Source organism: Kribbella sp. NPDC054772, assembly GCF_053611945.1.
This window is the reverse complement of the sequence record NZ_JBSHBJ010000009.1, coordinates 69,588-86,966: the sequence shown is the minus strand read 5'-3', so window position 1 is coordinate 86,966 and position 17,379 is coordinate 69,588. Positions and strand designations below refer to the sequence as shown.

22 protein-coding genes and 1 tRNA gene are annotated in these 17,379 nt (G+C 66.7%); 13 read left to right on the top strand and 10 right to left on the bottom strand.

Translation table 11 applies throughout. From position 1 onward, the window contains the following. Positions 1-28: 28 nt before the first annotated feature. Positions 29-373, top strand: a complete 345-nt coding sequence (locus ACWGID_RS17175; RefSeq protein WP_452197532.1) for a cytidine deaminase family protein — start codon at positions 29-31, stop codon at positions 371-373. Between the two features lie 6 nt (positions 374-379). Here ACWGID_RS17175 and ACWGID_RS17170 read toward each other — a convergent pair whose 3' ends face one another. From ACWGID_RS17170 to ACWGID_RS17160, 3 genes are read right to left on the bottom strand one after another with little or no spacing between them, the layout of a single operon-like run. Then, on the bottom strand, positions 380-1,612 hold the full coding sequence (locus ACWGID_RS17170; protein WP_452197530.1) for a hypothetical protein: 1,233 nt from the start codon (positions 1,610-1,612) through the stop codon (positions 380-382). 40 nt (positions 1,613-1,652) lie between these two features. After that, positions 1,653-2,555, bottom strand: coding sequence for a phosphotransferase family protein (locus ACWGID_RS17165; protein ID WP_452197528.1), 903 nt, complete (start codon positions 2,553-2,555; stop codon positions 1,653-1,655). Next, positions 2,552-3,313, bottom strand: a complete 762-nt coding sequence (locus tag ACWGID_RS17160) for a phosphotransferase enzyme family protein (protein ID WP_452197526.1) — start codon at positions 3,311-3,313, stop codon at positions 2,552-2,554. Before ACWGID_RS17160 ends, ACWGID_RS17165 begins: the two co-directional genes overlap by 4 nt. An 88-nt stretch (positions 3,314-3,401) precedes the next feature. On the opposite strand from ACWGID_RS17160, the gene ACWGID_RS17155 reads away from it, so the two are divergent. Continuing rightward, positions 3,402-3,812 carry a nuclear transport factor 2 family protein gene (locus tag ACWGID_RS17155; RefSeq protein ID WP_452197524.1) on the top strand — a complete coding sequence of 137 codons (411 nt, stop codon included), beginning with the start codon at positions 3,402-3,404 and terminating at the stop codon, positions 3,810-3,812. On the opposite strand, the gene ACWGID_RS17150 is transcribed toward ACWGID_RS17155, so the two are convergent. Next, positions 3,809-4,477, bottom strand: a complete 669-nt coding sequence (locus tag ACWGID_RS17150) for an SAM-dependent methyltransferase (protein ID WP_452197522.1) — start codon at positions 4,475-4,477, stop codon at positions 3,809-3,811. The two genes, ACWGID_RS17155 and ACWGID_RS17150, sit on opposite strands and share 4 nt — an antisense overlap. A 195-nt stretch (positions 4,478-4,672) precedes the next feature. Here ACWGID_RS17150 and ACWGID_RS17145 point away from each other — a divergent pair, with 195 nt between their 5' ends. The 3 genes from ACWGID_RS17145 (at position 4,673) to ACWGID_RS17135 (ending at position 6,296) form a co-directional block, all read left to right on the top strand. Beyond that, entirely contained in the window at positions 4,673-5,254 is a 582-nt protein-coding gene (locus ACWGID_RS17145; RefSeq protein ID WP_452197520.1) for a helix-turn-helix domain-containing protein, read from the top strand. 7 nt (positions 5,255-5,261) lie between these two features. Beyond that, a complete protein-coding gene (locus ACWGID_RS17140) occupies positions 5,262-5,633 on the top strand; it encodes a hypothetical protein (protein ID WP_452197518.1) in 372 nt (123 codons plus the stop codon). 78 nt (positions 5,634-5,711) lie between these two features. Beyond that, positions 5,712-6,296, top strand: coding sequence for an AAA family ATPase (locus ACWGID_RS17135; RefSeq protein ID WP_452197516.1), 585 nt, complete (start codon positions 5,712-5,714; stop codon positions 6,294-6,296). A gap of 199 nt (positions 6,297-6,495) precedes the next feature. Here ACWGID_RS17135 and ACWGID_RS17130 read toward each other — a convergent pair whose 3' ends face one another. Further along, positions 6,496-6,966: a hypothetical protein gene (locus tag ACWGID_RS17130; RefSeq protein ID WP_452197514.1), complete on the bottom strand. Its 471-nt coding sequence runs from the start codon at positions 6,964-6,966 to the stop codon at positions 6,496-6,498. Between the two features lie 589 nt (positions 6,967-7,555). Here ACWGID_RS17130 and ACWGID_RS17125 point away from each other — a divergent pair. Further along, entirely contained in the window at positions 7,556-8,179 is a 624-nt protein-coding gene (locus ACWGID_RS17125) for a nucleotidyltransferase domain-containing protein (RefSeq protein ID WP_452197513.1), read from the top strand. Between the two features lie 10 nt (positions 8,180-8,189). Here the strand turns inward: ACWGID_RS17125 and ACWGID_RS17120 are convergent, their stop codons facing one another. Further along, positions 8,190-8,936 (bottom strand): phosphotransferase family protein, encoded by a 747-nt coding sequence (locus tag ACWGID_RS17120; RefSeq protein WP_452197511.1) that lies wholly within the window; start codon positions 8,934-8,936, stop codon positions 8,190-8,192. Positions 8,937-9,068: 132 nt separating this feature from the next. On the opposite strand from ACWGID_RS17120, the gene ACWGID_RS17115 reads away from it, so the two are divergent. Continuing rightward, positions 9,069-9,446 (top strand): hypothetical protein, encoded by a 378-nt coding sequence (locus tag ACWGID_RS17115; RefSeq protein WP_452197509.1) that lies wholly within the window; start codon positions 9,069-9,071, stop codon positions 9,444-9,446. 115 nt (positions 9,447-9,561) lie between these two features. Next, the gene (locus tag ACWGID_RS17110) at positions 9,562-10,323 is read left to right on the top strand and encodes a RibD family protein (RefSeq protein ID WP_452197507.1); all 762 of its coding nucleotides are present in this window, start codon (positions 9,562-9,564) and stop codon (positions 10,321-10,323) included. Positions 10,324-10,364: 41 nt separating this feature from the next. Here ACWGID_RS17110 and ACWGID_RS17105 read toward each other — a convergent pair whose 3' ends face one another. After that, a complete protein-coding gene (locus ACWGID_RS17105; protein WP_452197505.1) occupies positions 10,365-10,802 on the bottom strand; it encodes a hypothetical protein in 438 nt (145 codons plus the stop codon). 145 nt (positions 10,803-10,947) lie between these two features. Continuing rightward, positions 10,948-11,499: a GNAT family N-acetyltransferase gene (locus ACWGID_RS17100; RefSeq protein ID WP_452197503.1), complete on the bottom strand. Its 552-nt coding sequence runs from the start codon at positions 11,497-11,499 to the stop codon at positions 10,948-10,950. A 92-nt stretch (positions 11,500-11,591) separates the two neighbouring features. Between ACWGID_RS17100 and ACWGID_RS17095 the strand changes: the two genes are divergently transcribed. Continuing rightward, complete coding sequence (locus ACWGID_RS17095) at positions 11,592-12,308, top strand: class I SAM-dependent methyltransferase (RefSeq protein ID WP_452197502.1); 717 nt, start codon at positions 11,592-11,594, stop codon at positions 12,306-12,308. A gap of 48 nt (positions 12,309-12,356) precedes the next feature. Here ACWGID_RS17095 and ACWGID_RS17090 read toward each other — a convergent pair whose 3' ends face one another. Next, positions 12,357-12,845 carry a GNAT family N-acetyltransferase gene (locus ACWGID_RS17090; RefSeq protein ID WP_452197500.1) on the bottom strand — a complete coding sequence of 163 codons (489 nt, stop codon included), beginning with the start codon at positions 12,843-12,845 and terminating at the stop codon, positions 12,357-12,359. A 261-nt stretch (positions 12,846-13,106) separates the two neighbouring features. On the opposite strand from ACWGID_RS17090, the gene ACWGID_RS17085 reads away from it, so the two are divergent. Beyond that, positions 13,107-13,736, top strand: a complete 630-nt coding sequence (locus tag ACWGID_RS17085; RefSeq protein WP_452197498.1) for a glyoxalase superfamily protein — start codon at positions 13,107-13,109, stop codon at positions 13,734-13,736. 561 nt (positions 13,737-14,297) lie between these two features. On the opposite strand, the gene ACWGID_RS17080 is transcribed toward ACWGID_RS17085, so the two are convergent. Further along, positions 14,298-14,370: transfer RNA gene (locus ACWGID_RS17080), tRNA-Arg, on the bottom strand. A 260-nt stretch (positions 14,371-14,630) separates the two neighbouring features. Here ACWGID_RS17080 and ACWGID_RS17075 point away from each other — a divergent pair. The 3 genes from ACWGID_RS17075 to ACWGID_RS17065 all read left to right on the top strand — a co-directional run bounded on the left by ACWGID_RS17075 (position 14,631) and on the right by ACWGID_RS17065 (position 17,254). Then, complete coding sequence (locus tag ACWGID_RS17075; protein WP_452197496.1) at positions 14,631-15,185, top strand: hypothetical protein; 555 nt, start codon at positions 14,631-14,633, stop codon at positions 15,183-15,185. Between the two features lie 249 nt (positions 15,186-15,434). Next, positions 15,435-16,025 (top strand): hypothetical protein, encoded by a 591-nt coding sequence (locus tag ACWGID_RS17070; RefSeq protein WP_452197494.1) that lies wholly within the window; start codon positions 15,435-15,437, stop codon positions 16,023-16,025. Beyond that, complete coding sequence (locus ACWGID_RS17065; protein WP_452197493.1) at positions 16,022-17,254, top strand: hypothetical protein; 1,233 nt, start codon at positions 16,022-16,024, stop codon at positions 17,252-17,254. The genes ACWGID_RS17070 and ACWGID_RS17065 overlap by 4 nt, the downstream gene beginning before the upstream one ends. The last annotated feature ends 125 nt before the right edge of the window (positions 17,255-17,379 follow it).

Genomic DNA, 17,379 nt, shown 5'->3' with positions numbered 1-17,379 from the left:
GGCTGCGGCTGTTTTGCATCCTCATCATGTGGACGAGCGGGTGTTCGGGGATGTGGCGTCGGCGCTGGTTACCGAGGCTGGGAACGTGTACGTCGGGGTCTGTATCGACACGTCGTCGGGTACGGGATTCTGTGCCGAGCATGCGGCGATCGCAGCCATGGTGACGGCTCGGGAGTACAAGATCGCGAAGATTGTCGCGGTTTGTGGTGACGAGAGCCGGCTCTACGTTCTGCCGCCGTGTGGGCGGTGCCGGGAGTTCATTCGGCAGATCGATCCGGCCAACCTCGCCACCGAGGTCGTCCTGGGTCGGGACCGTACGTCGCCGCTCAGCGCGCTCCTGCCCGAGAACGCGTGGCCCGCGCCGCTCGACTGACTTGGGTCACACCGGACTGACGGCGTACCGGTTCGGGTGTTTTACCTGATGGGCGATTGCGAGGGTGCTGATGATGTCGGCGATGAAGATGAGTTGTAGTGCGGCGTGGAGGGCGCAGAAGCGGGGGGTGATGGCGCGTTGGCGCATCAGGAGGGCTAGGCAGGTCAGACCGTAGATCGAGGTCGGGAGCAGCATCAGGTACGTGCCGATGACGGCGGGGACGAGCCCGGCGGTGGTGAACGCGCCGACCAGCGCGTAGCCGCCTGGGCCCATGAAGAACAGTACGGCCCCCCGCGAGATCGCGATCGGGATCAAGGTCAGTGCCAGTACGACGGCTGTGCAGAGCACGAAGTTCTGGATGAACAGCGGGATCATGCCGAGCTTCACGAGGCGGGCCGACCGCGCCAGCGCATCGACGTCCTCGGCCAGATAGAAGCGAACAGCCGTCCGGAACGTCACGAGCGGCGCCACCGGGACGACCACCAGCAGGAAGAACTCGGCGGACGACGTGAGGCCGAGGAGATTGATCCCGTACGGCATCGGGATTCCGAGCGGATGGAACGAGTAGAAGGTCCCGGTGAACACCAGCCAGACCGCCGCGAGGGACGAGCCCACGATCAGCACGCCGGCGAGCAGGTTCCGGGAGAGCGGCCCCGGTGGGCGCGCGATCCCGAGGCGGTCCCGGGCGATCTCGACCACCACGATCGCACTGAGCACGTCGACGACGTACAGGAAGTGCAGCACCATGTTGAGACCGAAGGTGATCGGCCCGATCCCGTCACCCCGCTTGAGCACCACGAGACAGCCGACGCCGTACGCCGAGGTCGGCAGCAGCACGACGTACGTGAGGACGACGAACAGCAGCGCCACCAGGAACCCGTCGAGACCGAACCGGTCCTGATCGTTCGACCCGACCAGCGTGACGACTTCCGCCAGGGCGATGAAGTTCAGCACGAAGAACGGAACGGCGATGAGCTTCACGAGGTTCGCCGAGTCCTGCAGCGCGTTGAGGTCGCGCCGCCGAACCAATCGGACCGCGTCACCGACGACGACGATCCCGAGCACCAGGTAGATCAGGAACCACAGGCCGAGTAGCACGAACGGCACCGTCAAACCGCCGGCTCTGTCGATCCGGAACGGCCAGTTCATTCCGATGCCCGTGGCAACACCGGCCGTCAGCACCGCCCCGAGAACAAGCCACGCACCGAGCGCCTTCGCCATACCCGCAGTCCCCGTCATTGCTTCGAGTTCGTCCGCACATCCTCGCGTCCGAACGGGGTCACTTGATACCGAAGGCGGCGAACCGGCCGGCGAGGTCGTCGACCCATTCCGGTGGAGTTCGATGGTCCGGGAGCGGCACGCCTGCCTCGCTGCGCCAGAGGGCATCGCCCAGCGCGGTACGGAGATGCCAGGCCATCACGCGGTCGACGGACAGTTGCCGCCCGGTCGTGGTTTGGTAGTGACGGATGGTGGCCGTGGCGAGTTCGACGCCCGGTCCCGTTCCGGGGAAGCAACGCAGGTCGTACTCCGGCTCGTGCAGGCCGGCCGTCTCGAAGTCGACGACCACGCGGAGCTGTCCGCCGTCCCACACTTGATTGCCGCCGTGCAAATCCGCATGCACCAACACGCCCGGGCCCGGCGTCGCCAGTACGTCGTCCGCCCAGTCACACCACCGCAGTACGGCGGACCGCTGATCCGCACGTGCCCACTTCGGAAAACCGGCACGCAAGGTGTCGGTCGTGGCGGGCTGGAGAGTCGCCGGGGTCTCGAAACGCTCCCGGGTCGCCGGATCATGCAGCGCACCCAGGAAGTGAGCGAGTTGCCGGCCGGCGTCGTCGAGATCGAGAGAGTCCACGACGTCGAAGAGCGCAGACCCGGGCACGAGCCTCGTCACCAGCAGCAGCGGATCGGTGCTGCTGGCAACTACATCGGGCAGGTACGGCAGTACGGGCCCCAACGCCTCGAGGACGGCAATCTCATGCGCCAACCGAACCGCGGCGGGCTGCGACCAGGCGAACTTCACGACAAAGCGCCCACCAACCACGGCGCTCCCCGCCCACCACCGCGGATCGGTCTCCCCCAGACCTCCGCGAACCGCGATCGGTTCGTCGGTCAGTTCGGGCGCGACCTGCCGGAGCGCCGCGCCGACCGCCTCAGCGGACCCCGCCTCCAACCACCTCATGTTCTCGTGAGCGCGTCGATCCAGGCGTCGTGGTGGCGCTCGACGTACTCGGCGGTTGGGCCCCAGTAGTCCCCATGACCCTCGGCGTACATCCGCGCCCACGGTTGCTCGCCGGTCTCGTGGCCGCGAACCAGGAGTTCGTACGATCCCCAGGTGCGGGCCGCGATCTGTGCGGGGAGGGCGAGGCGCTGCTCCTGGTCGAGTCCGTAGCCGTCCACGAGCGCGCGCAAACGCGGGGCGTCGGTCGCGACGGTGCCTTTGGGAACGAACGGAAGGAACGCGGTGGCGGCGTACCCGAGATCCCACAGGCGGGACGAGGGCGCCGCGTTGTCCCAGTCGATGAAGACCCAACGCTCGTCGTTGCAGACCAGGTTCCAGGGTGCGAGGTCGTTGTGGCAGATCAAGGTGCCGCCGGCTGGATCGGGGACGAGTGACTGCCAGGCGGCGTCTGCTGGTGGTTCGAAGGTCTCCATCACGTCGTGGAGTTCGCGGATGAGCCGCCCTACTCGGTGGAGGTCGTCGAGCGAGAGCGGCGGCATCGTGTGGGCGAGGGTGCCGGGGATGTACTCGAGGACGTGTCGACCTTGGTCGTCTCGCCCCAGAGTCCCAGGCGCGCCGTTGAAATCGCTCTCGGCCAGATGAGTGAGCACTGCCTCGACCGCGGCCGTCTGAGGCAGGGCGGGCTTCCGAACAGTCGAACCGACCCGGACGACCTGCGCGGCGACATTCCCACCCGTCAGGACTTCTTCGGCTTCCATCCCCGACATCATGCCCTGCCCACCGTCCACATCCACGTGGCGTACTCCGGGTCGGCGGGCACATGATGGAGTGGGGAGGGGGCCGATCATGAACGACATCATCGAACGGTTGATCGTGGCGATGAACCGCCACGATGCGGCGGCGGTCGCGGGATTCTTCGCCGCCGACTATCGCAGCGAGCAGCCGCTGCACCCCAACCGCGGCTTCGGCGGCAGCAGTCAGGTGCTGGCGAACTGGACCTCGGTCTTCGAAGGCGTCCCGGACTTCGCCGCCGAGCGCATCTCGTCGGCCGCGTCCGAGGGCGCGGTCTGGGCGGAAATGCGCTGGTACGGCGCCCATCGGGACGGTTCCCCGTTCGAGATGCGAGGCGTGACCGTGCTCGGCGTACGCGATGACAAGATCACCTGGGCGCGGCTGTACATGGAGCCTGTCGAGGAGGGCGGGTCCGACATCGACGCCGCCGTACAAGAGCTCTATCGGCCGCCGTCCGACAGTTAGTCGGCGCGGCGGGCGATGACTCGGGAGAAGCCGAGGGTGCGGCCGTTGTCGGTGCGGAGCATCTGGGCTTCCTCCTGATCCGGCGTACCGTTGTCGCGGTCGCAGGCGTCGTTCCACTGCAACCAGTCGCGCCACCCGTCAGGCAGGCGATCGGCGACCTCGACGGTGACCAGGCCGGTCTTCTCCCAGTGCTGCCGCCACCACGCCGGGCTGTGCCAGGCGCAGAAGTCCCATTTCCAGTACGGCTCGAGGTTCGGCGGCGGGAGCGTCTCGTACTCCTGGGCGAGCCCCGGCTGGATGATGCCGATCTGGCCGCCGGGTTTCACGAAACGCGAGACGTAGCCGAGGTAGAGGTCGTCGGTGCCGAAGTAGTGGTACGCGCCGATGCTGACGAGCGCGTCGAAGAACTCCTCGGCGAACGGCAGCGCGTGGGCCTCCGCGTAGATCGGGTGCACCCGGTCCGCCACCTGCGCGTCGGCCGCGCGACGCAGGTTCTCGTCGGGCTTGACCCACAAGTCGGTCGCCCACACCTCAACGCCGTACTCCTTGGCCAGAAAGATCGAGCTCAGAGCCGTCCCGCACCCCAGGTCGAGCACCCGCATCCCCGGCTCCAGCGTCATCAGCCCCGCCAAGGCCTCAGCCTCCCAGACCGGGTTCGGCCCCATCCCCCCATCAACCATCCACCGCCCCGAGTACGCCGCAGACCGCGGATACCGCCCATTCCGCAACAAATCCCCAAGCTCACCATCATCCATACGCCGTGAGTCTCAACGACGGCGTAACGCCCGACAACCGGTTATTCCGCTCGGCGGTCAGCTCGGATTATTATCTGATTAGATAACGGGTCGAGGAGTGTTGAGATGGACAAGGACAGTCAGGCGGTCAGCGACAGGCTCAACCACGCGCTCGCCGACAGCGGACTGTCGCAGGCCGCGTTCGCCACTGCGCTCGGGACATCTGCTTCCCGCTTCTCCACCTACCGTTCCGGCAGGACCAAGCCGACGGCGCAGTTCTTGCTGCGGGCCGGACGGATTGCCCATGCCCTTCAGGGCGCGCGCGAGCATCGGATCATGACGGCGCCGGCAACGGCGACAGCTATTCGCGACGCGAATGACGAGGACTGGGCGTGGCGCATGGTGCTTCAGGGCCGCGACCACCTGTGCCTGCTGCTCCGCCGTCACGATGGCTCCGAAGCCGCGTGGGAGGCCGCGCCGGGCACGACCGGTCAGGCCGGCTTCGACACCCTATTGGCCGTCCTGACCGCGCACGAATTCGAGGCAGCAGGCGAAGACCCACCCGAATGGACCAAGGTCGAGCCCCTCGCGGAACCATGGATCCCCGAACACCCATTCCTGAACCGCGACGAGATCATCGCGCAAACTCCGGAGTACCTCGCACAGGCCAACATCTTCATCCCAGCCCGAGACCTGGTGACCGCGTGACCGAGCGTTGCGTCACAGCGACGTACCCGGTCTGCACATCACTTACGCCAGTGACGAATTCCTGTTGGCGACCAAGCTGATCGCCCAACGGCGCAAGGATGCGGGCGACATCATCACGCTCACCAAACGCCTGCACCTGGAGAACGCATCCTCGGACGACCTCGAACAGCTGATCTACCGGTACTACACCGACGAGGAATCACTCGAGTTCATCCTCGACGGCAACGACACCAATCGCGAAGTGCATCTCCTGGCAACCAGGGCTGAACAAATGCTGGCGAATCATCAATCCAGATCGACGCCGACGACGCCAGGCGCGGACACCGAGGCGGCGGCCGTACGTCGTCGGGACCGCGGCACGTCGCACGAACGGAGCTAGTACCTACCTTCAACCTTGAACCTGCTCGCGCTAGGTTCTCGGCTACGGGTTTTGGTGTGTCGATTGGATGGGAGTCGTATGAGTGATGTCGCGGTGGTTCAGATGTCGGGTCCGCCGGGTGCCGGGAAGGCGACGATTGCTCGTGAGTTGGTGCGCCGTCGGCGGTTCGTCGCGGTCGACCGGGACGTGATTCTGACCGCGATGATGGACACTGACGGCGGAGCCAATCTGGAGCAGGACGACAGCTTCGCCTTCGCCCGCGTTTCCAGCTACAACGTGGTGAAGGCTATGGCCGACGACGTACTGGCGCAGGGAATCGGCGTGATCATCGACAGCCCGTGTTATTACGACGAGTTGCTGGCGGCTGGGCAGGCGATCGCTGCCAAACACGGCGTCGAGTACCGCTACATCGAGTGCTTCACCGAGGACATCGGCCTGCTCGACACCCGCTTGCGGTCGCGACCCGCACTGCGCAGTCAACGGCCGGCCGTCGACCTTCCACCGATCGACCTGGGGACTGAGCCGGAGCGCGGTACGGAGCTGTTCACCGAGTGGATCGCGAAGGTGAAGCGCCCCGACACGTACCTCCGCCTCGACACGACCCGCCCACTGGAACAGTGCGTCACGGAAGCCTTGGCGTACCTCGACGGCGCGAGCACATAACTCGCTGACACCGCTCTGCCGAGCCTCTGCCCCCCGCGGTGCTCTGCGCTCACCCCACGACCCTCGCGTACGCCGTGTTTCGCAAGCCGTCGCGTAGTTGTCGGAGCGAAGGGCTAGCGTCTCGTGGATGCCGCACTACGCGCCGCCGGCGAGGCCGCTCGGACCGGACGCCGCGGGCCAATGGGTCCGCCGCTGGACATCACCCGAGTGGACGCGGACCGCGGACGCGTGGGTTGGCGCTCGCCTCGCCGAGCGCGGCCGCCGGATCAGCGGCGTACCGGTGACGTACCGCGCCCGCTTCTGGTCGGTGAACCGCTGCTATCCGTCCGGCGAGGGACTCGTGTGGTTCAAGGAGAACAATCCGGGCCACCGCTTCGAGGCTGGATTGGTCGCCGTACTGGCGCAACTCGCCCCGGCGGACGTGATCGGGCCGATCGCGGTAGATCGCGAGCGCAGTTGGCTGCTCACCGACGATCAGGGAACGACGCTCACGCATCCCGACGTACGCGATCAGCCGACGCGTCGCATCGTCGTACGAGCGCTCGCCCGCCTTCAATGCACGCTCCTCGGCCGCCTCAACCCGACCGAGCACCCAGGGATCATCGACCTGCCGCCGACCATTGCCGGCGATCGAGTGCGCGACGTGGTCCAGGACTGGGCGTCGCTGCACCCCGGCCATCCGCTGCGCCCCGAGCCAGAACTACTGAAGCGAGCCGAGACCGCCGCCGCAGTACTGGATCGACGTACGGCGTCCCTCAGCGACACCGTTCCACTCGACCTGGAACTCAACGACGTGTATCCCGCGAACATCTTCGCCGACCGCTCGACCCGGCGTACTCCGCCCGCGATTCTTCGACTTCGGCAACGCGCTCTGGGGCCACCCGTTCGTCTCACTGCACGGTTTCCTCGAATCGGTCGTCGAATGGACCAGAGCACCCCTGTCCCGCGCGGACCACAACGAACTAATCGACATCTATCTGACAGTCTGGCGCGATCACCTCGACGCCGACCCCCAAATCCTCCGCAAAGACCTCGACGCAGCCGGGGCGCTCGTCGGCGTACACCAACTCATCTCGTGGCGCCGCCTAATCCCCCACGCCGACCCCATCGAACTCCACTCCCGCGCCGAAATCCCCCACACCTACCTATCCAAGATCTCCACCCTCGCAAGCTGACGCCACGGGAAACGACCGATGTGCGCACTCGGTGGGGCCACCAATTACCAGGCGGGATGGACCGTTCTCGGGCATGCTCGCAGGATGAGTAGCGATCTTGGGGCTTGGGACCCGCTCTCCCCGGAGTCGGTCACGGGGCTGTTCGGCCGGCTGACGACGCCATGGTGGATCGCCGGCGGATATGCGATCGAACTGCTCGCGGGGCGCCCACTTCGGCCCCACGGCGATATCGATGTCCTGCTCCTGCGGCGCGACCAGCAGATCGTGCACGAGGTCCTGGACGGTTGGGATATCCAGGCGGCCGACCCTCCAGGCACCCTTCGGCCGTGGCCGGCGGGAGAGTGGCTGCCGTTCGGGATCCAGGACATCTGGTGTCGGGAGCACCCTGACGGTCCTTGGCGAATCCAGGTGATGCTGGACGAGGCCGATGGTGGCGAGTGGACGTCTCGCCGCGATGCTCGGATCCATCGACCGGTCGCGTCGCTGGGCATTCGCACCGATCGAGGGATACCGGTTCTGGCGCCGGAGGTGCAGTTGTTCTACAAGTCGAAGCGCAAGCTGCCGAAAGACGAGATCGACTTCGCCGCCGTCCTCCCGTTACTGGATTCCGAGGCGCGACGATGGCTTGACGAGTCCCTCGCTCTCACCGCCCCGAGTCATCCCTGGCGCGCGGCCCTGTCCAAAAACGGCGGCCGTCGAGAGGCCTGAAACCCAGGTCCTACATCCGGGCTCTGAGTACGTCGACCTCGCCGCCTGGTGTGAACGGGTCGTAGCCGTGGTCGATCAGCCAGCGGACGCCTAGCAGGGTTCGCAGCGACCACCACGCTTGGATGACGTCGAGGTCGATGTCGGCGCCGTAGCCGGCGACGAGGTCACCGAGGCGGTCCGGGTGTCCGAGCGTCAGCGTGGCGAGATCGCGCAGGGCATCGCCCTGGCCCGCCTCGGACCAGTCGATGATGCCGGTGAGCTCGTCCCCGTCGACGAATACGTGGGCGATGTGCAGGTCCCCATGCGTGAACACCGGAGTCCACGGCCGAAGCGCGGCCTCGGCGACCTCGCGGTTGCGAGCGACCAGGTCGGCGGGCAAGACGCCGTACGCGACGAGTCGCTCGCACTCGTCATCGAGCTCCGCCGTCAACTCCTCCAGGGCCTGACCATCGCGACCGGGCCAGGGCGGCACCGGCGCGTCGTGCAACGTTCGGATCGCAGCACCGGCCGCGGCCCACGCCGTCGGCGATGCGGTCGACGGCGTACCCAACCGCCCGAGCACAGTCCCCGGTACGGCGGAAATCGCGAGCACACACGCCTCACGCCACAGGACTTCCGGGGCCGGCACCGGCACCAGGCCAATCACCTCAGCCTCACGATCAATCCGCGCCTGATCAGCATCAACCTTCAGAAACACATCCCCGACCCGCAACGTCGCCCGCTCAGCATGCGCCACCACAACGCTGACCTCATCCATGGCCGCCCAGTATGGCGAGACGGATCGCCACCGTCCTCAGGTTTGTTTGTGTGGACGGACCGGCCGAAAACCTTCAGGAGGCTCTGCGGCTACCAGAACCGAGGCGCTTGATCTTGATGCCAAACTCGTGGCGTGCGCGATAGCGATCCAACAGATGTCGAGCGAGCGTTCTTCGAAGGACTCTCCGCGCGTGTGCCCGGCCTCGACGAGTGGTACCACGAGGATTCGGACGGGACACCATGGATGCTCGTATCCCACGACTTCGTCATCGGGAACGCCGTCACCGACACTCTGCGCGTCGACTACGACGGCACGAATCTCCGTGGCGGATGGAGCCCCGCGTGCCTCAACTGGGACGATGGTGTGCGCGCGGATGACGCCCTGATCGACACCTCCCCGCCGGACGGCCTCAGGCTGGATGACGTGGCGCCCGGACCTGCTGCGGCGGCTACCGCGCGATGGTTCGCCGAGCACATCGCCCGCCGAGACCGCGCGACACCTGAAACCTGACCAGCTCGGGTCGCCTGAGGTCGTCATGTGCTCTGCGTCGAGTTGGCCCGCGGGCGTTGTCGGTGGGTGCTGGTAGATCTGGTACCCGTCGTGCAGCCAGCCGAAGGAGGCTTCGATGTCGAAGCGACCGCGTGTGGTGGTCAGTGTGGGAGCCAGTGTCGACGGGAAGGTCGCGCTTGCCCGGGACGCGCTCTTGATGCACCAGCCGAGTTCGGATTTGTGGGCCGCGATGACGCCGCCTGCCGCCGATCCGGCGTCGTTCGACGTCCTCGAGGTGCTCCGGCAGCAGTACGGCTGCAACGCGATCCTGGAGGGCAGCGGCAGCCTGGTCACCGAGGACACGATCCCGGAAGAGCTGCCGGCGTACGACGGTGACATCGCCGAGCTCTACCAGCACTTCCTCCCGCCGGACATCACCGCACAGCCATCCCCGCCGCACATGTGGTTCACGGTCGTCGACAGCCGCGGAAGGGTGCGCTGGACCGAGAAACACGAGAACTGGGACGCCCTGGTCCTGGTGGCGCGATCAACCCCAGCCGACTACCTCAGCTATCTCCGCCGAGAACGCATCTGCTACCTCGTCGTCGGCGAGGACCGCGTCGACCTGACCCAAGCGATCTCCGCGATGGGCACCGAGCTCGGCATCACCTGCGTACTGTCCACAGCAGGCGGCGGACTGAACGGCGCACTACTCCGGGCCGGCCTGATCGACGAACTCCACCTAACCCTGGCGCCCGCTCTAATCGGCGGACTCGGCACACCCTCAGTCATGGACGGCCCACCGCTCTCCGTCGGCGAGTCTCCAACCCCGCTGCAACTCCTCTCCGTCAACACCGACCCCAACGGCCCCGTACGCCTGCACTACAAGGTGGGCTGACCCTCCCTTGCGACAGCGCCCGAGGTACGGCGTACGCAGGCTTAGAGCCAGGGCGGGGTGTACTGGGACACGTAGACGCGGGCGCGTTCTGTCGGGTCTGCCCAGTACTGGTGCGGTTGGCGATGCACGTGCCTTTCGCAGAACTCCCGGAGGTCGCTGCTGATCGTCTCCACCTCACGGACGGGGAACCCCTCGAAGTCGCTGTTGACCTGCAGGAGTTCGGCCTCGGGGTTCCAACCCGACGCATCGAACGCCCACGTGCCCCACCTCGCGTACACGTGCAGCGGATGTTCGAAGTCACCCAAGTACAACGCCGCCAGGGCAAGCTCCTGCTCGGGATAGAAATCCCTGCACGTCCAGGCCAGCACGTGGCACGCCCCGCTCGAGAAGAACGCCTGATCCGTCCGCTCCCACGAAACCCGTTGATCGGCCCGCTCGATCGCAGTTCGCCGGAACACCCCAGACGCCGTCGCAGCCATCCCCCGATGCTAGCGACACCCACAGACACCCGTACGACGAAGCTCGCGTACGTCAACGCCGACATACGGCGTACTCGGGCATCGGCGCAGCTCATGCACTGCGTGGTCTACTCGCTGGAATCTGCGTCCCATGCCTGCGACGGCTTCACTGAGCGTTGGGGTCGCGGAGGCCGACGGCGTCGTGCCGCCAGAACGCTTCGGCGTAGACAAGCGTCCCGGTCATCCATGACTCGTACGCCGGGAGTTTTACGGCCTGGAAGGCAGCGTCCGGGATTCGCAGGGATGGCTTGCGGAAGCCCAGATCACCACCGGGCACGAAGCCGAGGCGCGAGTAGTAGCCCGGGTCGCCCTCCAGGAAGACGAGGGGTACGTCCCGCTCGGCAAGGATCTCGAGACCGTGCCGGACAAGGGCGGAGCCGATGCCGCGTTTGTGGAGGTCCGGCAGTACAGCCAACGGACTGAGGACTTGCACGTCCACCAGTTGTCGAGGGGCATCCAGGAGACTGCGCGTGAACATGACATGGCCGACGAGCTGTCCGTCCTGCTCGGCGACCAGCGAGAGACCGTCATCGGAGGCCAGGGTGTTCCGCAAGGTGTCGACCAGGTCGGCTACGACAAGGCCATGATCGCCGAACGCCCGCATGTGCACGTTCCGCACGGCCTGCCTGTCAGCCGGCAGTTCTTCCCGAAGGTCCATGTCCGGAGGGTATGGGGCACTCGGCCCGCTCGCACACGGTTTTGAAGCCGGCAGGTTGGCGCGTGCATGCGCCCTCGGGGTAGAAACCTGGCATGCCCGATTCGGTGAGCAAGTCCGGTGCTCCTGTCGCTGACTACGACGGCTTCGCGGCGGCGTACTCGGCCAGCAACGAGAACAACCTCTTCAACGCGTACTACGCGCGTCCGGAGATGATTCGTCTCGCGGGCGACGTCGCGGGCGAGGCGATTCTCGACGCCGGCTGTGGTTCGGATCCCTTGATGGACGCTCTGCGCGGCAAGGGCGCGATCGTGTCCGGCTTCGACCTGAGCCCCGCCATGGTCGAACTCGCCCGCGAAAGGCTGGGTCAGGAGGCGGACCTGAAAGTCGCCGACCTTGGTGCGCCCCTGCCCTATCCCGACGACGCGTTCGACCGCGTCGTCGCATCGCTGTCCTTGCACTACATCGAGGACTGGGCCTCGGCACTGGCCGAACTGCGACGTGTGCTCAAGCCAGGCGGCCGGCTCATCGTTTCGATCATCCATCCGACGGTCTACGCGGTGGTGTACCCGGAGGCCGACTACTTCGCCCTGACGCAGTACTCCGAGGACTACGACTTCGGCGAAGGAACCGTGTGGATGACCTACTGGCATCGCCCCCTGCAGGACGTCATCAACACATTCATCGCCGCGGGGTTCGGCATCAAGACGGTCACCGAGCCGCCGCCCGCAGCCAACACTCCCGCGGAACTACTCCCCAACGCGGGCCGCTCATTCATCTGCTTCCTGTTCTTCGACCTGGAAGCGCGATAGATACGTGCGGCGCCGCCTGTGCCAACGCACAACTTCTGATCCGCAGCTCTAACTCAGCACCTTGCGCATCTGAGCGCACATCGTCTCGTACCGCGTGATTGAGCCGTCGGGGTTTTGCTGGTCCCAAGCTTCGAGCACCTCGTCGTATGCGACATAGCCCAGCCGCTCGTACAGGGCACGGGCTCTGGGGTTATTCAGCTCGACACCGATCTCGGCACGATCAAGGCCTCGGGCCAAGATCCGCTTCTCAGCGGCTCCAATGAGCACCGTCCCGATCCCACAGGACTGCAACGCCGGATGCACGGACAATTGCCACAGCGAACCTGCACCCGGATGCGGCAAATAGTCGACCCCGCCGATAGCTACGGGTACGTCGGTCTTTGTGCAGACTGCAAGGTAGTCAACGTCCCCAGAACGCGCTCGGTCGAGTTCCTTGGCAACCTGCGTCAGGTGCAGTTTGCTGCCGGCAAAACCGCACGCGGCCAAATCGGCATGAGCGAGATCTCTGACGGTCAGATCAAGTACGACTGCGGCCATGTGACCACCTCCCCGTGCAGTTTTGTGTACGACGCTGAAGGTGACAACGGGTTTCTACCCGCCGAAGCTCACCCTGCTCGTTAGGAGCCCGTTCGAGTCAGACTGGAGTCACGGCCGAGCGCGTCAGTTGCGCCGCCGGCCAACAATTCGCTGTGGTAATCTCAATCTCGCAGGCGCGGGTTCAACCCCGGTCGTAGGGCGCAACGGCATACAAGCCGAAAGGGCAAGGCCCACCTACTTCAAGACCGAAGAGGGAGCGCCATGCCTAAGCTCGAAACCTACAAGAAACAGGCGAAACTGCTGGTTCGCTGGCACCGCGAAGGAAACTTCTCGATCGGCGGCCGCATCCGACAGCTCGAGCGCTATCGCACGTTGTCCGACCGCGAAGCACTCGCGCTGAAGTTTCCACTCACCGAAGCCCAAGAGGTCATCGCCCTCGAAGCGGGCTGCGCCAACTGGGCCGAACTCAAGGCGAGCACGGAAGCGGCCGCGCCCACCAGCGAGCAGCCGGAGACTCAGGACACGGCAGTCGCGAGCGCCAAACCGGTGCTGTACGTCGCCGACGTCGACGCCTCGGCCACGTTCTATCGGGACCAGCTCGGCTTCCGGATCGACTTCTTGCACGGCAACCCGCCGTTCTACGGATCGGTGTCGCGCGACGGCGCGACCTTGCACCTGAAGCTCGTACACGAGCCGGTGTTCGCGGCCGGTGCCGCGGAACGAGAAGAACTCATCATGGCGTTCGTCGATACGCCGAACGTGCGTGAGCTGTACACGGAATATCTGGCCGCTGACGCCGAGATCGTGCAAAAGCTGACCAAACAAGCGTGGGGCGGCACGGACTTCATCGTGCGAGACCCAGACGGCAACGCAATCGCGTTCGTCGGCTAAGACCCGACGCGGCGGAGGCATGACCGGTTGAGTTCGCCCGTGACCTCATGAACCCAACCGTTCAGCAACCAACGACGCGCGGGCGGGCGAGGTTCGGCCGGCAGGCCGCACGGGCTCGCCCGTCCGCGCCGAAGGCGCGCCCTTGATCCATAGAGGTCAATCCTGCAGAGGGGCACGGCTCTCGGGTGTCCTCCGGCAGGTGATGTGCGACGCCCGGTGACCTGCGGCGGTGCCGCATGCACCGATTGCGGGTTGAGCTTGGATCTACGCTCCCCGCGCAGAGAAGGCTTCCATCAGTGAGACCGCACGCCAGTGGCCCCGGAGATTCAGGACATTCTCGAGCACGCCGACCCCGTACAACGAAGGTCATCTACGTCGACGTGGCCGGGGAGCTGCAATGCCAGGCCGTGGACGAGCTCGGGTTCCTGTTCGAGGAGTCGGCGGGGTGGCGTTGGGGGTCAATCGTGGGGGGGTCGGGAGGGCGGCGAGCACGACAGTCGCTGGTGGCTCCGGGAAGGCAAAAGCCCAGGTCAGAGATGCTCTGCCTGGGCTTTTGGTTTGCGCGCTCGGAGGGATTCGAACCCCCAACCTTCTGATCCGTAGTCAGATGCTCTATCCGTTGAGCTACGAGCGCTGGACAACGTCGAGTAACGATACATGGCGGGGGGCCGTGTATGCCAATCGGCTCGTTGAGGGGGTTGGCGGAGGGTACGGCGGGGGTTCCGGGGCGAGGGTTTTCGGGGATGTGGAGGGCTGGTTCGGGGGCGCGAAAGGCGGGGTGGGGGCGAGGGGGTTGGCGGTGGTGGGTGGGGGCGGGGCGACTGGTTGGGGTGGGGTGGTTACTGGCGGTGCGGCGTACCGGGGTGGGGTGGGGCGGAGCCCTACGATCCGCGGATGGGACTTGAGGAGATGTTGGGTGGGCGGGATCTGGGGGATGTGAAGAAGGCCGTCGGGTTCGTGATGGAGAACTCGGACGACTTTCAGAAGGTGCTGAATCTGGTGCGGGGGTTGCCGGACGATGCGGTCGGGATGATCGGGAAGTTGCCGGAGTTGCTGAAGACGATCGGGTCGGGGCTTGCGGAGGCGGGTGAGCAGGCGGCGAAGGCGGCTGGGGCGCTGGTCGGGGAAGACGGCGAAGGTGGCGCGCGGAAGGCGCTGACCGGGAGTGCCGGGACGATGAACGCGGCGAAGGATCGGTTGCATGACGCGGCCGGGATGCTGTCGGGGCTGGCGGGCGAGCTGGACAAGATTCCTGGGATCGGTGACGCCGCGGCGAAGAGGCTGAATGAAGGGAGCGGCCAGGTGGGTGGGGTCGCGACCGAGATCGAGAGCCTGGCCGGCAACCTGGAGGATCTGTCCGGAATTCTCGCCACCGTCGGCGATGCGCTCAAGGGTCTCGGCAGCAAGCTCACCGAGTCCGGCGGATCGGTCCAGACCCTCCTCAGCTGACCCCAGCCGCCGTACGCCGGAGCTCGCCGCGGGCGTCGACGCCCGACCCAACCGCCGTACGCCGGGGCTCGGCGTGGGGACTGTGGACACCCTTTGGTTGCCTTGGACAGGTTATTGCTTGTTCGAGGCCACCAATGCGTGTGCACGGTCCCGGGAGAAGCTCGCGGGATAGGTGGGAACCGGGCGTTGGGGGGACGCGTCGGAGGGGGATGGCAGAGGGAGGACCTTCGCGTGGCTAAGGTCGCGGGCATGGCTAGTCGACTGGTTCGGGGTACGGCGCTCGGGTGCGGGGTGGCCGCGCTCGCGGGGGGTGGGATCGGGTTCGCGGTCGGCGAGCCGGTGACGCCCGAGGATGTCGTGCCGGCCCGGGCGCTGGCGGGGGATCTGTGCCAGCGGATCGGGGACGTGTCCCAGCTGTTGCCGAAGGCATCGAGTGGGCCGACGACGATGATCCAGGGCGGGAGCTCGGAGGTCACCTGTCAGGCGGGCAGCTCGCGGACCAAGGTACGGGCGTACACGTCGGCGGGTGTGAAGGTGACGATCACGCCGTACGCCGGGCAGGACGCGGGCGCGGGCAATGCGCCGTTCACGCCGGACCAGACGGCGAAGAAGGCGTTCACGCGGTCGCCGATGAAGGCGCTGACCGAGAGCCGCCCGTACCCGACGAAGGTCGACCAGAGGGCGAAGGGGCTGGCCGGCGAATCGTGGAACGTGCGAGTGCTGGTGCAGCGCGCGGACATCGTCGTACTGGTGGACTACACGGCCAACCCGGTGCAGGCGGATGTGGCGCAGCAGGCCGCGCTGGCGCTGGCGGATCGCGCGATCTGGGAGAGCAAGTGAGTAACAGTACGCCGGAGATCCCCGGCTACCAGCTGGACCAGCGACTGCTTCAGCACCCGTTGGCTGAGTTGTGGCACGGCCGCACGTTCACCGGGATGGAGATCGTCGCGCTCGTGCTGAGCGAGGACGGCGCCCAGGACCCGACGGTCGTGGACCGGCTGACCCGCGCGAGCCGCGACGCGGCGCTCGTGCCGGGGCAGCAGGAGACGCCGCTGTGGGCGGCCAACTTCAACTCCGGCCGCCCGTACGCGATCACGCAGCTGGTCCCCGGCCAGACCGGCGCGGAGCGGCTGATCGATCCGCTCGACGGGATCCTCGGCAACGACGACGAGTCGCTGCAGGCGGTCCGCGCGCAACTCAGCCAGTACGGCGCGGTGCCGCCGACGCTCCCCGAGGTCGACCACGAGCGGAGCCGGATGGCGATGCCGTCGTACGTCGACCACCCGGCGCAGCCCGCGGCGACGCAAGCACAAGGGCAACAACAAGGACAACCGCAGTCGAAGATCGACGTGGCCCGGCAGTACCGCCGCAAGATCGGCGCATGGGTCTACGGCGTTGTCGCGATCGTCGTGCTGATCATCTTCAGCATCACGTACTCGATCGGCACCGCGATCGGCAGCGCGGTGAAGGACGAGCCGGCCGCGGCCGGCCCGGCAGCGGCGGTCAGTCCGGAGGCGATCCCGAAGACCGTGCTGCTGCCGCCGGTCAACCGCGTGACGACGGCGCCGTACAAGCGGCCGGACGGATCCCCAGGGATCTTCGGCGCGACGTATGCGGCCGGCACCGACCTCCAGGTGGTGTCGAACGCGGAGCTGCCGTTCGCGATCGGCTGGCCGCGTCCGCCGCAGGTGGACTTCCTGGGTGAGTCGTCGCAGCTGATCCTGCGGCGCATCGTGACCAAGAACGACTACGACCCGAACGGTCTGAAGAACGCGTTCCGCGCGCAGATCGCGCTGCACCCGTGCGTCAGCCTGGCGCAGTGCCTCGCCGACCGGCTGACGTTCGACCAGGAGTGGACGAAGACCTACAAGACGACCGCGCCGGCGACCGCGAAGGACTCGCGGACCTGGCTGTCGGTGTCGACGAAGGCGCCGTACACGATCACGATGACGCGGGCGTTCCAGAGCGGCGGTCAGTGGTGGCTGGTCGGTGTGATGGCCTACGGCCAGCCGGTCGAGGCGCCGGACATCCAGCGGCTGGTCAACGACATCTGGCGGCAGACCAGCTGATCCACCGGAAAATCTCCTGAACGGGGGGCGCCGCGGGCCCCCGGGCGGGGGGGTGGGGGGGCGCGCGCCCGCGGGGGGGCCGGGGGGCTCCTGGGTGTGGGGGTGGGGGGGGGGGTGGGACGAGA

Excerpts from the sequence above, each read along its gene's own strand:
- ACWGID_RS17110 (WP_452197507.1), top strand. The coding sequence starts at position 9,562 with ATGTCGAAGCGACCGCGTGTGGTGGTCAGTGTGGGAGCCAGTGTCGAC.
- ACWGID_RS17150 (WP_452197522.1), bottom strand. The coding sequence starts at position 4,477 with ATGGGGCCGAACCCGGTCTGGGAGGCTGAGGCCTTGGCGGGGCTGATG.
- ACWGID_RS17100 (WP_452197503.1), bottom strand. The coding sequence starts at position 11,499 with ATGGACCTTCGGGAAGAACTGCCGGCTGACAGGCAGGCCGTGCGGAAC.
- ACWGID_RS17075 (WP_452197496.1), top strand. The coding sequence starts at position 14,631 with ATGGGACTTGAGGAGATGTTGGGTGGGCGGGATCTGGGGGATGTGAAG.
- ACWGID_RS17170 (WP_452197530.1), bottom strand. The coding sequence starts at position 1,612 with ATGACGGGGACTGCGGGTATGGCGAAGGCGCTCGGTGCGTGGCTTGTT.
- ACWGID_RS17165 (WP_452197528.1), bottom strand. The coding sequence starts at position 2,555 with ATGAGGTGGTTGGAGGCGGGGTCCGCTGAGGCGGTCGGCGCGGCGCTC.
- ACWGID_RS17090 (WP_452197500.1), bottom strand. The coding sequence starts at position 12,845 with ATGGCCGCAGTCGTACTTGATCTGACCGTCAGAGATCTCGCTCATGCC.
- ACWGID_RS17085 (WP_452197498.1), top strand. The coding sequence starts at position 13,107 with ATGCCTAAGCTCGAAACCTACAAGAAACAGGCGAAACTGCTGGTTCGC.
- ACWGID_RS17120 (WP_452197511.1), bottom strand. The coding sequence starts at position 8,936 with ATGGATGAGGTCAGCGTTGTGGTGGCGCATGCTGAGCGGGCGACGTTG.
- ACWGID_RS17155 (WP_452197524.1), top strand. The coding sequence starts at position 3,402 with ATGAACGACATCATCGAACGGTTGATCGTGGCGATGAACCGCCACGAT.
- ACWGID_RS17125 (WP_452197513.1), top strand. The coding sequence starts at position 7,556 with ATGAGTAGCGATCTTGGGGCTTGGGACCCGCTCTCCCCGGAGTCGGTC.
- ACWGID_RS17105 (WP_452197505.1), bottom strand. The coding sequence starts at position 10,802 with ATGGCTGCGACGGCGTCTGGGGTGTTCCGGCGAACTGCGATCGAGCGG.
- ACWGID_RS17095 (WP_452197502.1), top strand. The coding sequence starts at position 11,592 with ATGCCCGATTCGGTGAGCAAGTCCGGTGCTCCTGTCGCTGACTACGAC.
- ACWGID_RS17160 (WP_452197526.1), bottom strand. The coding sequence starts at position 3,313 with ATGGAAGCCGAAGAAGTCCTGACGGGTGGGAATGTCGCCGCGCAGGTC.
- ACWGID_RS17145 (WP_452197520.1), top strand. The coding sequence starts at position 4,673 with ATGGACAAGGACAGTCAGGCGGTCAGCGACAGGCTCAACCACGCGCTC.
- ACWGID_RS17135 (WP_452197516.1), top strand. The coding sequence starts at position 5,712 with ATGAGTGATGTCGCGGTGGTTCAGATGTCGGGTCCGCCGGGTGCCGGG.
- ACWGID_RS17070 (WP_452197494.1), top strand. The coding sequence starts at position 15,435 with ATGGCTAGTCGACTGGTTCGGGGTACGGCGCTCGGGTGCGGGGTGGCC.